16 protein-coding genes and 1 riboswitch are annotated in these 15,186 nt (G+C 65.1%); of the genes, 4 read left to right on the top strand and 12 right to left on the bottom strand.

Translation table 11 applies throughout. The annotated features are described in order from the left end of the window. Window positions 1-27 precede the first annotated feature (27 nt). A complete protein-coding gene (gene trmB / locus BMX99_RS01295; RefSeq protein WP_093446164.1) occupies window positions 28-780 on the bottom strand; it encodes a tRNA (guanosine(46)-N7)-methyltransferase TrmB in 753 nt (250 codons plus the stop codon). A gap of 197 nt (window positions 781-977) precedes the next feature. Between trmB and BMX99_RS01290 the strand changes: the two genes are divergently transcribed. Further along, on the top strand, window positions 978-1,397 hold the full coding sequence (locus BMX99_RS01290; RefSeq protein WP_093446161.1) for a DoxX family protein: 420 nt from the start codon (window positions 978-980) through the stop codon (window positions 1,395-1,397). 72 nt (window positions 1,398-1,469) lie between these two features. Here the strand turns inward: BMX99_RS01290 and BMX99_RS01285 are convergent, their stop codons facing one another. Continuing rightward, window positions 1,470-1,868 (bottom strand): winged helix-turn-helix transcriptional regulator, encoded by a 399-nt coding sequence (locus tag BMX99_RS01285; protein WP_093446158.1) that lies wholly within the window; start codon window positions 1,866-1,868, stop codon window positions 1,470-1,472. A gap of 113 nt (window positions 1,869-1,981) precedes the next feature. Here BMX99_RS01285 and BMX99_RS01280 point away from each other — a divergent pair, with 113 nt between their 5' ends. Continuing rightward, window positions 1,982-2,731 (top strand): SDR family oxidoreductase, encoded by a 750-nt coding sequence (locus BMX99_RS01280; protein ID WP_093446155.1) that lies wholly within the window; start codon window positions 1,982-1,984, stop codon window positions 2,729-2,731. Window positions 2,732-3,064: 333 nt separating this feature from the next. Here the strand turns inward: BMX99_RS01280 and metK are convergent, their stop codons facing one another. The 4 genes from metK to ybeY all read right to left on the bottom strand — a co-directional run bounded on the left by metK (window position 3,065) and on the right by ybeY (window position 7,499). After that, window positions 3,065-4,246 carry a methionine adenosyltransferase gene (metK, locus tag BMX99_RS01275; protein WP_093446152.1) on the bottom strand — a complete coding sequence of 394 codons (1,182 nt, stop codon included), beginning with the start codon at window positions 4,244-4,246 and terminating at the stop codon, window positions 3,065-3,067. A 6-nt stretch (window positions 4,247-4,252) separates the two neighbouring features. Next, window positions 4,253-4,301: riboswitch (SAM-SAH riboswitch) on the bottom strand. 10 nt (window positions 4,302-4,311) lie between these two features. After that, a complete protein-coding gene (gene lnt / locus BMX99_RS01270; protein ID WP_093446150.1) occupies window positions 4,312-6,000 on the bottom strand; it encodes an apolipoprotein N-acyltransferase in 1,689 nt (562 codons plus the stop codon). Continuing rightward, window positions 5,997-6,953 carry a hemolysin family protein gene (locus tag BMX99_RS01265; protein ID WP_093446147.1) on the bottom strand — a complete coding sequence of 319 codons (957 nt, stop codon included), beginning with the start codon at window positions 6,951-6,953 and terminating at the stop codon, window positions 5,997-5,999. The genes lnt and BMX99_RS01265 overlap by 4 nt, the downstream gene beginning before the upstream one ends. Before the next feature lie 54 nt (window positions 6,954-7,007). Then, the gene (ybeY, locus tag BMX99_RS01260; RefSeq protein WP_093446144.1) at window positions 7,008-7,499 is read right to left on the bottom strand and encodes an rRNA maturation RNase YbeY; all 492 of its coding nucleotides are present in this window, start codon (window positions 7,497-7,499) and stop codon (window positions 7,008-7,010) included. A gap of 140 nt (window positions 7,500-7,639) precedes the next feature. On the opposite strand from ybeY, the gene BMX99_RS01255 reads away from it, so the two are divergent. Further along, window positions 7,640-8,479 (top strand): VPLPA-CTERM sorting domain-containing protein, encoded by an 840-nt coding sequence (locus BMX99_RS01255; RefSeq protein WP_212632896.1) that lies wholly within the window; start codon window positions 7,640-7,642, stop codon window positions 8,477-8,479. 72 nt (window positions 8,480-8,551) lie between these two features. Here BMX99_RS01255 and BMX99_RS01250 read toward each other — a convergent pair whose 3' ends face one another. From BMX99_RS01250 to miaB, 4 genes are all read right to left on the bottom strand, one after another. Next, window positions 8,552-9,574, bottom strand: coding sequence for a PhoH family protein (locus tag BMX99_RS01250; protein WP_170848805.1), 1,023 nt, complete (start codon window positions 9,572-9,574; stop codon window positions 8,552-8,554). Window positions 9,575-9,692: 118 nt separating this feature from the next. After that, window positions 9,693-10,022 (bottom strand): hypothetical protein, encoded by a 330-nt coding sequence (locus tag BMX99_RS01245; protein WP_093446138.1) that lies wholly within the window; start codon window positions 10,020-10,022, stop codon window positions 9,693-9,695. A gap of 10 nt (window positions 10,023-10,032) precedes the next feature. After that, the gene (locus BMX99_RS01240; protein ID WP_244525619.1) at window positions 10,033-10,575 is read right to left on the bottom strand and encodes an OmpA family protein; all 543 of its coding nucleotides are present in this window, start codon (window positions 10,573-10,575) and stop codon (window positions 10,033-10,035) included. A gap of 298 nt (window positions 10,576-10,873) precedes the next feature. Continuing rightward, the gene (gene miaB / locus BMX99_RS01235; protein WP_093446135.1) at window positions 10,874-12,247 is read right to left on the bottom strand and encodes a tRNA (N6-isopentenyl adenosine(37)-C2)-methylthiotransferase MiaB; all 1,374 of its coding nucleotides are present in this window, start codon (window positions 12,245-12,247) and stop codon (window positions 10,874-10,876) included. 127 nt (window positions 12,248-12,374) lie between these two features. On the opposite strand from miaB, the gene BMX99_RS01230 reads away from it, so the two are divergent. Next, window positions 12,375-13,247, top strand: coding sequence for a glycosyltransferase family 2 protein (locus BMX99_RS01230; protein ID WP_093446132.1), 873 nt, complete (start codon window positions 12,375-12,377; stop codon window positions 13,245-13,247). A 52-nt stretch (window positions 13,248-13,299) separates the two neighbouring features. Here BMX99_RS01230 and BMX99_RS01225 read toward each other — a convergent pair whose 3' ends face one another. Both BMX99_RS01225 and BMX99_RS01220 read right to left on the bottom strand, forming a co-directional pair. Then, complete coding sequence (locus tag BMX99_RS01225; RefSeq protein WP_093446129.1) at window positions 13,300-13,980, bottom strand: FAD-binding oxidoreductase; 681 nt, start codon at window positions 13,978-13,980, stop codon at window positions 13,300-13,302. A gap of 302 nt (window positions 13,981-14,282) precedes the next feature. Beyond that, a complete protein-coding gene (locus tag BMX99_RS01220) occupies window positions 14,283-15,068 on the bottom strand; it encodes an enoyl-ACP reductase FabI (protein WP_093446126.1) in 786 nt (261 codons plus the stop codon). Window positions 15,069-15,186 lie beyond the last annotated feature (118 nt).

The following is a 15,186-nucleotide window of genomic DNA, read 5'->3' as shown; positions in this document are numbered from 1 at the left end:
TCAGCCTGCCCCCAGCCTGCCAGAAACTCAGGACCGGCGGAAGGTCAAGTAATGCGGCGTGCGGTCTTCGCGCAGCGCCTTCTGTTCATACCGGGTCGAGATCCAGTCATCCCAGGGTTCGCGCCAGTCGGCGGGCTTTTCCGCCAGCCATTCGAACCCGTGGCGCGGCACTTGTTCCAGCGTCTGACGCACGTAGTCGGGGATATCCGTCGCCACCCGGAAGATCGCGCCAGGCTTCAGCACCTTGGCCAGCGGCGCGAGGTGGTCGGGCGTGACAAAGCGGCGGCGGTGGTGGCGTTTCTTCGGCCAGGGGTCGGGATACAGCAGGAAGGCGCGGGAAATCGAAGCTTCGGGCAGCACGTCGAACAGATCCCGCGCATCGCCGGGATGGACGCGCAGATTGTCGACGCCGGCCTCTCGGATCTTGCCCAGCAGCATGGCGACACCGTTGATATAGGGCTCGGCCCCGATGATGCCGACCTGCGGGTTGCGGCTGGCCTGATGCACCAGATGCTCGCCCCCGCCAAAGCCGATTTCCAGCCAGACGTCGCGATCGCCGAACAGCCCGGGAAGATCCAGGGGCGCGCGGTCGGGGTTTTCTTCCCATCCCACGGCACCGGGCGACAGGGCGGCCAGATCCTCGTCCAGGTAGACCTCTTGCGAGGGTCGCAGGGACTTGCCCTTGAACCGGCCGTAGAAGTTGCGCCAGGGCGCGCCGGTCGGGTGCTTGCCTTCGGCATTGGGCTTGCCGGTCGGGGTATCTGAATGATCGTCGCTCATGCGCGGTGCTTAGCCTTGGTGGGGATCGGGATCAAGCGTCGGGGCTTCTGCGCATCTGCGCACATGAGATGTCGAAAATCTTCGAATATCGCACGAACGGCTTTGCTGGCACTTAGGGGGCAGAAATCGCATCGGGCCCGCAACGGGCACATCTTTCACCCCGACCACAGGTTCGGGGCATCAAAAGGAAAACGGAAATGACCAATCTTACCGCCTATGCCGCACCGCTTGGCCGCGTGCTTCTTTCGTTCATGTTCATCCTCTCCGGCCTGCAGAAGATCACCGGCTATGCCGGCACGCAGGGCTACATGGAGATGATGGGCGTCCCCGGCGCGCTGCTGCCGATCGTCATCCTGGTCGAGGTCGTCGGCGGCATCGCCCTGCTGATCGGCTGGCAGGCCCAGATCGCCGCCTTCCTGCTGGCGGGCTTCTCGTTCGTTTCGGGGTTCCTGTTCCACTTCCTGCCCTCGCTCGGCATGGAGGGCATGGCCGCCCAGGGCGAGATGATCGGCTTCATGAAGAACCTGACCATCGCCGGCGGCATGCTGATGGTCGTCGCCTTCGGCCCCGGCACCCTGTCGGTCGGCAAGAAACCGGCGGCGGTTCCGGCGGAATAAACTTCGCCCGCCACCACAGCCTGTCAACTGACGAAAGGCCATCGGCACCCCGCCGGTGGCCTTTTTCGTTGCTCAGCCCTCCTGCCGGGCCTCATAGGCCGCCCGCGCCGCCGCGATCTCCTCGTGGTGCGCCTCGGCCCAGAGCCAGACACCGCAGAAGGCCTTGCTCAGCCCCAGCCCCAGGTCGGTCAGCCGATATTCCACCTTGGGCGGCACCACCGGATAGACCTTGCGGGTGACCAACCCGTCCCTTTCCATCGCGCGCAGGGTCTGGGTCAGCATCTTCTGGCTGATGCCAGTGCAGGCGCGCGACAATTCCCCAAAGCGACAGCATTCGTTCTCGGTCAAGATCTCGATCAGCAGCATGGTCCACTTGTCGGCAACCCTTCCGATCAGCTCCTCGACCAAGCGGTCGATCCGGGGATCGGTCTGGATTTGCTGCAATTCCTGCCGCAAGTCGGGGGTCGTCATGTCCCATACTCTCTTTTCGGTAAGTATAAATCTTTTTGGTGCCTTCTTTCCCATGGGTAGCAGGGGCGACATCTAGGGGCCAGACCCACGGATGACCCCGAAAGGACCCGAAGATGAGCTTTACCAACCGCACAATCCTGATCACCGGCGGCAATTCCGGCATCGGCCAGGCGCTGGCCCGCGCCCTGCTGTCCCATGGCAACCGGGTGATCATCACCGGCCGCAACCGCGACAGCCTGGCCCGCACCCTGAACGAAACCCCTGCGCTGGTCGGCTACCCGCTGGACGTGACCGACCCGGCCGCCCTTGCGGCCTTTCCGGCGCAGGTGCTGGCCGATCACCCGGACCTCGACACGGTGATCCTGAACGCCGGCATCATGGAGGCCGAGGATTACACCGCCGATCCGGTCGTGACCGAGGTGGCGGATCGCACGATCGCCACCAACCTGACCGCGCCGATCCACCTGGCGGCGGCCTTCCTGCCGCATCTGCGGGCCCGGCCCCGGGCCGCAATCATCACCGTCTCCTCGGGCCTGGCCTTCGTGCCCAAGGCCGCGAACCCGGTCTATTCCGCCACCAAGGCCGCCATCCATTCACTCAGCCAGTCCCTGCGCCACCAGCTGCGCGACACCTCGGTCGCCGTGCATGAAATCGCCCCGCCCCTGGTCGCGACCGAGCTCACCCCCGGCCAGTCCCGCGTCGCCGCCGCCCTGCCCCTGCAGGAGTTCACGGATGAAGTCATGGCCCTGCTGACCCAGCCCGCGCCCCCGCCCGAAATCCTGGTCACCCGCGTCGCCTTCCAGCGCCACGCCGAGGCCGAAGCCCGCTACCCCGCCGCCTTCGCCACGATCAACCCCAGCTGACCGCGCCATACCTCCCACTTCCCAAAACCACCCCCTCCCCCATCCTCTTGCCAGAAATATCCCGGGGGAGCGCGAGGGGGCAGCGCCCCCTCGCTTCCCTCTACGTCTGCACGCCTCCGGCGTGACGGGCCAGCGCCCCCCCCGCCCTCCTCTACGTCGGCACGCCTCTGGCGTGACGGGACAGGGCCCCGCCGCCCCCTCTAAGTCGCACGTCCTCTGCGCGCTCCCCGCGCCAAAACCCGACCGCACCAAACAAAACAGCCCCCCGGAAACCGGGAGGCTGCGTCTCATTCCAAACAGGGGGCCAATCAGGTGGCGTACCCCAAAACCTGCTCAGACGGCCTTTTTCAGCGCTTCGACCAGGTCGGTCTTTTCCCAACTGAACCCGCCGTCCGCCTCGGGCTTGCGGCCGAAATGGCCGTAGGCGGCGGTGCGCTGGTAGATGGGCTTGTTCAGCTCCAGGTGTTCGCGGATGCCGCGCGGGGTCAGGTCCATGACCTGAGCCACGGCGCGCTCGATCTCGGCCTCGTGGACCTGGCCGGTGCCATAGGTGTCGGCGTAGATCGACAGCGGGCGCGAGATGCCGATCGCATAGGACAGCTGGATGGTGCATTTCTCGGCCATGCCGGCGGCCACGACGTTCTTCGCCAGATAGCGCGCGGCATAGGCGGCCGAGCGGTCGACCTTGGTCGGATCCTTGCCCGAAAACGCACCGCCGCCATGCGGGGCCGCGCCGCCGTAGGTGTCGACGATGATCTTGCGCCCCGTCAGGCCCGCGTCGCCATCGGGGCCGCCGATGACGAATTTGCCCGTCGGGTTGATCCACCATTCGGTCTTGTCGGTCAGCCAGTCGCCGGGGATCACCTGGCGGATATAGGGTTCGACAATGGCGCGGATGTCGGCCGAGCTTTGGTTTTCGTCCGTGTGCTGGGTGGACAGCACCAGCTGCGTCACCTCGACCGGGACACCATTTTCATAACGCAAAGAGACCTGGGATTTCGCATCCGGGCCAAGCGTCGGCTCGGTCCCGTCCTTGCGGACCTCGGCCAGGCGGCGCAGGATCTTGTGGGCGAACTGGATCGGCGCGGGCATCAGGTCTTCGGTCTCGGTCGTGGCGTAGCCGAACATGATACCCTGGTCGCCGGCGCCTTCTTCCTTGTCCACGGCGGCGTCCACGCCCTGGGCGATATGGGCCGATTGCTCGTGCAGAAGGTTGGTGACCTCGACGGTTTCGTGGTGGAACTTGTCCTGTTCGTAGCCGATGTCCTTGATGCAGGCGCGGGCGATATCCTCGACCCGGCCCATGTAGTCGGACAGCTTGGCCTGATCGGCCAGCCCGACCTCGCCGCCGATCACGACGCGGTTGGTGGTGGCGAAGGTTTCGCAGGCGACCCGCGCATGGGGTTCCTCGGCCAAGAGGGCATCAAGGACAGCGTCGGAAATCCGGTCACAGACCTTGTCCGGGTGCCCCTCGGAGACGGATTCCGAGGTGAAGATATAGTTCTTGCGGGTCATGAGAAGTGCTCCGATCAGGTCAAGCCACTCCGTCAGGAAGCCGTTGGAGCAGCGGTTTCCTTCGCCTACCCCCGCCCAGAGGGGCCGTCAACGCGGAAACGCCGCGCATTTGAACGAGCCCCCGCAACCAGTGTCAGCAGGGCAACGATCACCAGCCCGACCAGGGGCAGATCCCCGATCCGCGCATACACAGGCGCGGGACGCGCCGGCGGCAGCGGCACGTCGCGGATCCCCGCGGTGCCCAGGGCCATCGGGTCGATCAGCCGACCGGCCGGATCGATCATGGCGGAAATGCCGGTATTCGCCGCCCGGATCATCGGCAACCCCTGTTCCACCGCCCGCAGGCGCGCCTGGGCCAGGTGCTGATACGGGCCCGAAACGGTGCCGAACCAGGCGTCATTGGTGATCAGCAACAGCGCCTCGGCCCGCGCCGGGGCGGCGTGGATGTCACGGGCAAAGACGCCTTCGTAACAGATCAGCGGCAGCAGCGGGCCGATGCCCGGCACATTGATCAGCTGCGCGCCGGGACCGGGGGAGAACCCGTTGCCATCCCGCTGCGCCAGCCCGCGCAGGCCCAGCCCGCCCAGCAGATCGCCCAGGGGAATGTATTCGCCAAAGGGCACCAGGTGGTGCTTGTCATAGATCTGCGCGATCTCTCCGCCCGCCGACAGCTGAACCAGCGAATTGTAGATCCGCAGATCGTCGTCGCCCCGGTTGATGCCGAAGACCATGGGCACGTCCCGCGCCGAGGCCGAGAGTACCGGCATCAGGTCGGGCACCTGGTCCAGCCAGGCGGGCACCGAGGTTTCCGGCCAGACCACCAGGTCGGGACTGCCCGGGGCCTCGGTCATGGCCAGCGTGCGGTCGAAATGGCCCCGCGCCAGCAGCGGATCCCATTTCTCGTCCTGGGGCACATTGGGCTGCACGATGCGCACCACCGGACGGCCCGCCATGTCGCCGGGGGCAGGCGTGGCCAGATGGCCGATGCCCATGATCGCCGCCAGCGCCAGCGCCCAGAGCGGCAGGCCCAGAGCGGGCCGCAGCCGTGTCAGCGGCAGGGTCGTGGCCAGGGTCAGCACCAGCGCGCCCAGCCCCATAGCCCCGCCCCATTGCGCCCAGGCCAGCGCGGGCGTCGGGATCAGCACATGGCCAGGCAGCGCCCAGGGAAAGCCGGTGAAGATCACCCCGCGCAGCCAGCCCATCAGGAGGAAGGCCAGCACGGTTGCCATGGCGAAAGCCGCGCCCTGGCTTCGGATCAGCGCCCGGGCCAGCCCGCCGGCCGCGCCCCAGAACAGGGCCAGCCCAGTCGCCATGAAGATCAGCGCAAAGGGGGCCATCCAGCCGTGGCGGGCGACGTCGACCAGGAAGGGCTCGACAATCCAGCTGAGCGAGAGCGCGAAATACCCGCTGCCAGCTGCCCACCACACCACCGCCGCCTGGCGCGCGCGGGTCGTGGGCAGGGCCATCAGCTGGACAAAGGCCAGCGCCAGGATCGTCAGCGGCCAGAGGTCAAAGGGGGCCTGCCCCAGCCCGGCCAGCGCCCCGGCGATGGCGGCAAACCCCAGCCGGCGGCGCGGCGACAGCCCGGTCAGCAGGCGGGGATAGCGGGGGGGATAGACAAGATCCGCACCAGAGGGCGCGGATCCGTCAGAAGCCCCGGTCACAGGGGCCAGCGCCGAAGGCTGCGACGCCACGGCCCGCGGCACGGCAGGTTTCGACGCCTGCCCGGTCGCGGCCGTCCCGTCCCGGGTCATTGCGCGGCAAGATCCACCGTTTCGCCATCCTCGGGCTGCGGCGCGGACATGTCGATCCCGTCGGGGCGCAGGCGCACGCGCAGACGCTTGATCCGGCGGGGATCGGCATCGACGACCTCGAATTCATGGCCGGCGGGATGCGGCACGACCTCACCCCTTGCGGGGACACGGCCCGAAAGCATGAAGACCAGACCGCCAAGCGTGTCGATCTCTTCTTCGTCGACGCTGTCATCCTCGGTCAGGTCGATGCCGGTTTCCTTGGCGAATTCGTCCAGCGGGGCCTTGGCCACGGCGAGATAGGTGGTCTCGTCCTCCTTGGACCAATGCTTGTCCTCTTCGACGTCGTGTTCGTCTTCGATCTGGCCAATGACTTGTTCGATCAGGTCCTCGATCGTGACCAGCCCGTCGACACCGCCGTATTCGTCGATCACCAGCGCCATGTGGCGGCGTTCGGACTGCATCTTTTGCAGCAGCACGCCGATCGGCATCGAGGGCGGCACGAACAGAAGCGGACGCAGCATCGATTTCAGGGTGAAGCGGCCCGGTTTCGTGGTGAAGCCGTGGCGCAGGGCAAAGTCCTTCAGGTGGATCAGGCCAATGGGCGTGTCCAGCGTGTCCTGGAAGACCGGCAGACGGGTCATGCCGGTGTCGCGGAAGGTCTTGACCAGCTGATCGCGGGTGACATTGGCCGGAACGGCGACGATTTCGGCCTTGGGGATGGCCACGTCTTCGACCCGCATGCGGCGCAGGTTGATCATCCCATGGGTGGGACGTGACGAATTGTCCGTGGTTTCCACCCGCGCGGTATGCACCACCGGCGCCGGAGTGTCCTTGCCCAACAACCGGGACCAGAACCCGCGTCGGGGTTCGCTGTCCTGCGTGTCGGTATTCGTCAGAGTCTGCGGAAGCGCGCCATGCGCTGCGTTAGAAGACCCGTCGCTTTGTTCGCCCATCAATCCTTACCATTTCGCGCCAGAGAGAATCACCTGGCCAACGGGGTCCTGCCCCTACTGGTTCCTATATGGGTCCGGCAGACCCATTTTGCCAAGTATTTCGACTTCCAAACCTTCCATCAGCGTGGCGTCGGCGTCACGCACGTGATCATAGCCCAAAAGATGCAACACCGCGTGAACGATCAGATGCGTCACGTGGTCCTGCATGGGCTTGCCCTGTTCCTCGGCCTCGCGGGCGCAGGTGTCGTAGGCGATGGCGATGTCGCCCAGCTCGGGGTCGAAGTCCGGTTCGGGCAGATCCGGACGGGCCCCGGCCTGATCGGCCCCGCGTTCCTCGGATGGCCAGGACAACACGTTGGTCGGAGAGGGCTTGTCGCGGAAATCCGCGTTCAGCACCGCGATCCGCGCATCGTCGCAGCCCAGAAGCGAGATTTCCCAATCCTCGGGATCCAGCCCCAGATGGCGCAAGGTCGCCTGCGCCGCAGGTTCGGCGATGGCAGAAAGGTCGGACCAGCGGGGGTCCTCGATCAGGCAGTCGATGGTCATCTTGGCTTGGGCCCCGGACTGGTCAGACACTGGATAATCAGACGATACTGACAACGCAGGCACCGCACATAGCCCTGTCGCGGGGCCGAGGCAACGGGCCGCTCCGATCGCCACGATTTCACCGCAATTGCGCCCCGGAAATGCTGCGTTTCCATCGTGGCACGAATTGCCAGCTTCAAGAATCGGTTAACTTCTGTATTCTCTCACGGCATTTTGACCACATGTTCTATTGGAGCAAGACCATGCGTAACACGTTTATTGCTGCCGTTTGTGCAGCACTCCTACCCGTCGCAGCCGCCGCTGCCCCGGTCGACCTGTCCACCTGGACTGCGAACGGAAATGGCAGCTGGAACCTCGCCGGGGACAATAACTCCGTCAAGCAGACCCTGAACAACAACCCGACGGTTTTCATCAACCAGAAGAACAGCCAAGGCTTGGCGCTAAGCGGCACGATCAAGGTCGAGACGACAAGCGACGACGATTTCATCGGGTTTGTCCTGGGCTACAACAACGGCGACCTGACCAATGGGGCGGCTGATTATCTGCTGATCGACTGGAAGCAGGGCAACCAAACATATCACGGCTGCACCGGATCGGCCGGACTTTCGATTTCGCGTGTCTCTGGCCAGCTCGGCGACAACTCCGGTGCGTGGTGCCACGATCCCGCCAACAACGTGACCGAACTGCAGCGGGCGACCACCTTCGGCAATACCGGCTGGCTCGACAACACCGAATACACCTTTGAACTGATCTTCACCGGCACGAACGTGCAGGTCAGCGTCAACGGCCAGAAAGAGCTCGACATCAACGGCAGCTTCGCCAACGGCAGCTTCGGCTTCTACAACTATTCGCAAGCCAACGTGCGCTATGCCGGTCTGCAGGAAGAAATTGCGCCGGCGGTTCCGCTGCCCGCGTCGCTTCCGCTGATGCTGGCAGGCTTTGGCGGGCTTGCCGCACTGCGCCGCAAGGCCCGCAAGTAACACGGACCTCCATTGAACGTGGGAAGGGGCACCTTTTGGTGCCCCTTTTTGCTGTCCGATGTGCCGAAGACCCTACTTCGCCTCGTCCGCCTCGTAGGCTTCGATGATCGCGGCGACCAGGGGGTGGCGCACCACGTCCTTTGCGGTGAAGTAGTTGAAGCTGATCTTGTCGATGCCGCCCAGCAGGCGTTCGGCGTCATGCAACCCCGAGGGCATGCCGCGCGGCAGGTCGATCTGGCTGCGGTCGCCGGTGATCACCATGCGCGATCCCTCGCCCAGGCGGGTCAGGAACATCTTCATCTGCATGGTGGTGGCGTTCTGTGCCTCGTCCAGCACCACAAAGGCATTCGACAGCGTGCGGCCGCGCATGAAGGCCAGTGGCGCGATCTCGATCACCTTTTCTTCCAGCATCTTGGCCAGCTGCTTGCCGGGCAGGAAATCGTTCAGCGCGTCGTACAACGGCTGCATGTAGGGGTCGACCTTGTCCTTCATGTCACCGGGCAGATAGCCCAGCTTCTCGCCCGCCTCGACGGCGGGACGGGACAGGATGATCTTGTCGACCAGACCGTCGATGAACATCGACACGCCCACGGCCACGGCCAGGTAGGTCTTGCCGGTGCCGGCGGGGCCGATGCCGAAGGCCATTTCGTGCTGGAAGAGGTTTCGGACATAGGCCTTCTGCGCTTCGGTCCGGGGTTCGACCAGCTTCTTGCGGGTCTTGATCTCGACCGGGCCGCCCTTGAACATCTCCATCTGGCTGCCGTCGCGGCTGGCCCGATCGGGGCGTTCGGCGGCACCAGGCATCCGCAATTCGCGGTCGATGTCTGCGGGGCCGACGGGGCGGCCTGCCTCAAGCCGGGCATAGAGCGCGCGCAGGACCTTCACGGCCTCGTCCGCGGCGGGCTTTTCGCCCATGGCCACAAGGTGATTGCCGCGCCTGAGGATCTGGACCGAAAGTTTCTGTTCCAGGTCGGCCAGGTTGCGGTCGAATTCACCGCAAAGCTCGATCAGCAGGAAGTTTTCAGGAAATTCGACGGCGACCTCGGCCAGAGAGGTGTCGGCGGTGTCGCGGGGGGGCAGCGTTGTGGCAGCCAATCAATGCTCCTGTTCTTTTGTTCAAGTGTAGGTCGCGCCGGGCGCGGGGAAAACAAAAAATGCCGCAGGTTTGATCCTGCGGCATCTCTTTGCGTGATATGTGATCAGCGCGCCCATCTTAGCCCTGGGGCTGTGTTCCGGTGCGCGGATCGAAGATATGTCCGCCGCGTTTGAAGCCCCCGGTCGCCGTGTTCGGCTCGGCCGTGCCCGAGCAGACGGGCTTGCCATAGGGGTCCAGGCGTTGCGACAGGTATCCTTCGACACCGTCGTCGATGATCCAGTGGTCACAGCCGTTCGGATCGATCCAGATCCCGGCCTGCAGCTGGCTTAGATGTTTCTGACCGAAGCCCCGGTCGACACCCTTGAAATCAGGCGTCGGGCTGGGGTGGCCACAGGCCGCGACCGAAGCGACCAGTCCGATCCCGAGGGCGATCTTCATCAGGTTCATGTCGTCCCCCTTACTGGATGCAGATGATTTCGACGCGGCGGTTCTTGGCCATGCCCGCGCGGGTGTTGTTGGTGGCCGCCGGCATCCGTTCGCCATAGCCGCGGACATCCGCGATGCGGGCCCCGACCGAAGAGGCCACCTGGGCCACCGCATTGGCACGGTTGTAGCTGAGCCGCATGTTGTATTCATCCGAGGCGCGGCTGTCGGTATGGCCGGCAATGATGAAGGACGTCGCGGTCGAGTCCTTGAAGAACTGCGCAAGCCGCTGCTTGTTCGCGGGGCTGATATAGTACTTGTCGGTGGCGAAGAACTGATCCGACTGCATCACGCCGCAGACGTTGCCGCGATTGCAGACCGGAATACCCTGGCGGGTGACATGGGGGGACATGTAGCCTTCGAGGCCGTCATCCATCACCCAGTGCTCACAACCGTCCGGGTCGACCCAGATCGTCGGGATGTATTTTTCGTTGTAACCGAGGTTCTTCCCCGGAGAGGGCTCCTGCGCCAGGGCCGGGCCCGCGACAGTGGCGATGCAAAGGGCCGCGGCAGCCATCCCTTTGATCATCCGTGCGGCGGCATCAAAGCCAAAATTCACCACGATAATGTCCTCTGCTTCCCCCGTTGGATCCGGCCGGAATAGGTGCGGATCCAGGCGTTGTTATCTGCCCTCACTTTACCGGATCACGGCCCTTTGTGAAGCTTCAATCCGACAGGGCGGCTGCAAAATATGGGATGCGTGATCGCTATGACCACGAATTCTGGGGGCACTGTATGGATTTGCGCCACCACCGGCAGGCGTGCCCGGGCGGCATGCAGCCCCCCCCCCGCCCGGGGGGGGCATGCGCCGGGAATCAGGCGGTGTTGACCGATGTACTGGCCGCTGTGCTGGCCGCTACGCCAGCGGCTGCGCCAACAAGGGTGCCGCCCAGGGAATTCGGCCCGCTTTCGGTGATCTTCACCCGCACCAGGTCGCCGGGGGTCAGATCGGCGGTCAGATGCACCGCGTGCAGGTGATCGGACTTGCCGACCATCTGGCCTTCCAGCCGGCCCTTGCGTTCGATCAGCACGCCGACCTCGCGGCCGACCATGGCATCCTGCACCGCGCGCTGCTGGCGGGTGATCAGGGCCTGAAGCTCTTGCAGGCGGGCGTCGGCCACCGCGGCCTCGACCTGTGCACGCTCGGCTGCCGGGGTGCCGGGGCGGGTGGAATATTTGAAAGAAAACGCCTGGCCATAGCGGACCTCTTCGATCAGCCGCATCGTGTCGCGGAAATCCTCGTCGGTCTCTTCGGGGAAGCCGACGATGAAATCGCCCGAGATCAGGATATCGGGGCGCGCATTGCGGATCCTCTCGATCAGGCGCAGATAGCTGTCGCGCCCGTGGCTGCGGTTCATCCGCTTGAGGATCCGGTCGGACCCGGACTGCACCGGCAGATGCAGATAGGGCATCAGCTTGGAACAGCGGCCATGGGCGTCGATCAGGTCATCGTCCATGTCATTGGGGTGGCTGGTGGTAAAGCGGATGCGCTCCAGCCCGTCGATCTCGGCCAGCTCCCAGATCAGCCGCGCCAGGGACCAGTCGCGCCCGTCCGGGCCTTCACCGTGATAGGCGTTGACGTTCTGGCCCAACAGGGTGATTTCGCGCACCCCGCGTTCGACCAGATCGCGGGCCTCGGCCAGCACGCGGGAAACGGGGCGCGATACCTCGGCCCCGCGGGTATAGGGCACCACGCAGAAGGCGCAGAACTTGTCGCAGCCTTCCTGCACGGTCAGAAAGGCGGTCGGGCCGCGTTTCGCCTTGGGCCGGGCCCTAAGCTTCTCGAACTTGTCTTCCTCGGGGAAGTCGGTGTCGATCACCTTTTCCTTGCCGGCCTTCGCCTCCATCTCGGGCAGGCGGTGATAGCTTTGCGGGCCGACCACAAGGTCGACCAGGGGCTGACGGCGGATGATCTCCTCTCCCTCGGCCTGGGCGACACAGCCCGCGACGCCGATCTTCAGGTCGGGCTTGGCGGTCTTCAACTCCTTGTAGCGGCCCAGTTCGGAATAGATCTTCTCGGCGGCCTTTTCGCGGATGTGGCAGGTGTTCAGCAGGATCATGTCCGCCTCATCCGGGCTGCCGACCTCTTCGTATCCGTTGCCGCCCAGGGCCTCGGCCATGCGTTCGCTGTCATAGACGTTCATTTGGCAGCCGTAGGTCTTGATGAATAGCTTCTTGGGCTGGGTCATGGCGTGTCTCGCGGCGGCTTCGGGCTGGAAGAAATCAGCCCGCTGACTAACGGAAACCGGCCGCTCTTGCAATGCGGGCCAAAAGGCGTGACTCTGCCCCCTATCCTCGCAACCCCTCCCCCGGACCATGACGCAGTACACCAGCCTCGACGCTTTCCTGGCCGCCCGGCCCGCCGCCTTCCTGGCCGGCCCTTCGGCGATGATCTTCGCCGAGGACGAGGTCGAGATCGCCTCGACCCTGCGCCACCACCTGGCGACCGGCTTTGCCTGCGTGGTGCTGTTTGCGCATCCCTCGTTCGCGCTGGACCGCACGCTGGCGAAACAGGTGATCCGCGTGGATTACGACATGGCCGCCGGGGCCACGCTTCGCGATGCCGTGAATGCCGCCGCCCGCATCGCGCCGGGGGCCTGGCTTTATTACTGCTACAACGCCGAATACCTGTTCTTCCCCTTCTGCGAGACACGCTCGGTCGGGGAAATGCTGGCCTTCCACACAGAGGAACGGCGCGACGCCATGCTGACCTATGTGGTGGACCTTTACGCCGGGGACCTGTCGCAGGCCCCGAATGCGGTCTCTCTCGACGACTGCCAGCTGGACAAATCGGGCTACTACGCGCTTGCCCGGCCCGACCCTGCAAACCACAACCACCCGCGCGAACGGCAGCTGGATTTCTTCGGCGGGCTGCGCTGGCGATACGAGGAACACGTGCCCCTGGACCGTCGCCGCATCGACCGGATTTCGCTGTTCCGCGCCCAGCCGGGGGTCGAGCTGCTGCGCGATTTCACCTTCACCCAGGCCGAATACAACACCTACGCCTGCCCCTGGCACAACAACCTGACGGCGGCGGTCTGCTCCTTCCGCGTGGCCAAGGCGCTTCGGCGCAACCCCGGCTCCTCCCATGACATCACCAGCTTCCGCTGGCACAATTCCGCCCCCTTCGACTGGAGCTCGCGCCAGCTGATGGACCTCGGGCTGATGGAGCCGGGGCAGTGGTTCTGAACGGGGATCCGACCGGGGCCTGACGATTGCCGCGAGCCCCGATCAGCCGGGATCAGTCAAGATCTTCGACAACGATCCGATCGTCTTCGACGCCCAGATCCTTCAGCGCCTCGGTGACATCCTCGATCATCGGCTCCGGCCCGCAGACATAGAACTTGCCCGCCTCCTGGTCGACGCGGTCCTTCAGGAAAGCCCGATCGATACGACCGGCCATAACGCCCGGGCCCGGGTCCGGCTGATCGGTGACGATGAACTCGGTCTGCAGCCCGGTCATTCCCTCGAAGGTGTCGCGCAGAATGATGTCCTGCTCGGTCGCATTGGAAAAGATCAACCGACAGCCCTCAAGCGCGCCCTCCTTCTGCAGCCGCTGGCGCAGCACGGCAACAAAGGGCGTCACACCGGCCCCTCCGGCAATGAAGGTGCCCGCACCCTCATCGCGGATCGCGCCCCAGGGCTCGTCGATCAGCACCGCGTCACCGGGCGTCATGCGGCCGATCTGCTCGGTCACGCCGTCATGCTCGGGATAGGACTTGATGACAAACTCCAGCCCCGCCTCCCCGGGCAGCGAAACAAAGGTGAAGGGCCGCGCCTCTTCACGCCAGCCCTCGCGGTCCAGCGCCAGGTCTACGGCCTGGCCGGGGGTGAACTCGAACCCCTCGGGGCGGTCAAAGACAAGGTGGTGGGTGTCATGGGTGACCGGCTCGATCCGGTTCAGGGTCAGTCTGTGGCTCATCGGAACTCTCCTTTGCCCGACCAACCCCCGCCCCCACGCCCCTGTTCCGAAAAACGCGCGCCCCCTTCCATCCTCTTGCCCGAAATATCCCCGCCGGAGGCAAACCCGAGGGCTCCGGCCAGCTTGGCTGGACGGGGCACGAGACAAAAGAAATGCGCCGCCCCAAAGGGCGGCGCTCATTTTCTTCACAGTCGCTCCGCCCCACGGGACGGCGCATTTTCTTCACGGTCGCTCCGTCCCACAGGGCGGTGTTCCAGAAGCCAGCACCCGAAACGCCAGCTCCAAGGCCAGCGCCAAACCCCTTACAGGTTCTCCGGCTGCGGCATGCCCAGCACGTGATAGCCGCCGTCGACGCGGATGATCTCACCGCTGGTAAAGGCCCCCGCGTCGGACGCCAGGTAGACCGCCGTGCCGCCCACGGCCTCCAGCGTCGCATTCGCGCGCAGGGGCGAATTCGCCTCGGTCTGGCGGAAGGTCTTGCGGGCCCCGGAAATCGCCGCCCCCGCGAGGGTCTTCATCGGGCCGGGCGAAATCGCGTTCACCCGGATCCCGTCGGGACCGAGGTCATTCGCCAGGTAGCGCACGGCGGATTCCAGCGCCGCCTTGGCCACGCCCATGACGTTGTAATAGGGCGTCACCCGGGTCGAACCCTGGTAGGTCAGGGTCAGGATCGTGCCGCCCTCCTTCATCAGGGGGGCCGAGCGCCGCGCCACGTCGATCAGCGAGAAGCACGAGATATCGAGCGAGTTCTTGAAATTCTCGCGGCTGGTGTTGATGAACCGCCCGCCCAGTTCGTCCTTGTTGGAAAAGGCGATGGCATGCACGACAAAGTCGATCTTGGGCCATTTCGCCCTCAGCTCGGCAAAGCCACGGTCCATGCTTTCCTCGTCGGTGACATCCATGTCGACAACGAAATCGCTGCCCAGGCTCTGCGCCAGCGGCAGGACGCGTTTCCCGAAGGCTTCGCCCTGGTAGCTGAAGGCCAGCTCGGCCCCGGCTGCGGCCATTTCCTTGGCGATCCCCCAGGCGATCGACCGGTCGTTGGCGACCCCCATGATCAGACCGCGTTTGTTCTGCAAAGACTGCATATGGCTTCCCTTTCCGGCTTTCTTTTGATGTCGCCGTTTCAGTCCCGCGCGTCAAGCCGACGCATGGCATCCAATGCGCCAGACGTGCGCGATGGCAACGCTGCCCGACACCTGCGCC

It is taken from the genome of Pseudooceanicola nitratireducens (assembly GCF_900109195.1).
Lineage (GTDB): Bacteria > Pseudomonadota > Alphaproteobacteria > Rhodobacterales > Rhodobacteraceae > Pseudooceanicola > Pseudooceanicola nitratireducens.
Note: the sequence above shows the minus strand (reverse complement) of the source record. Positions and strands in the feature narration are given on the sequence as shown.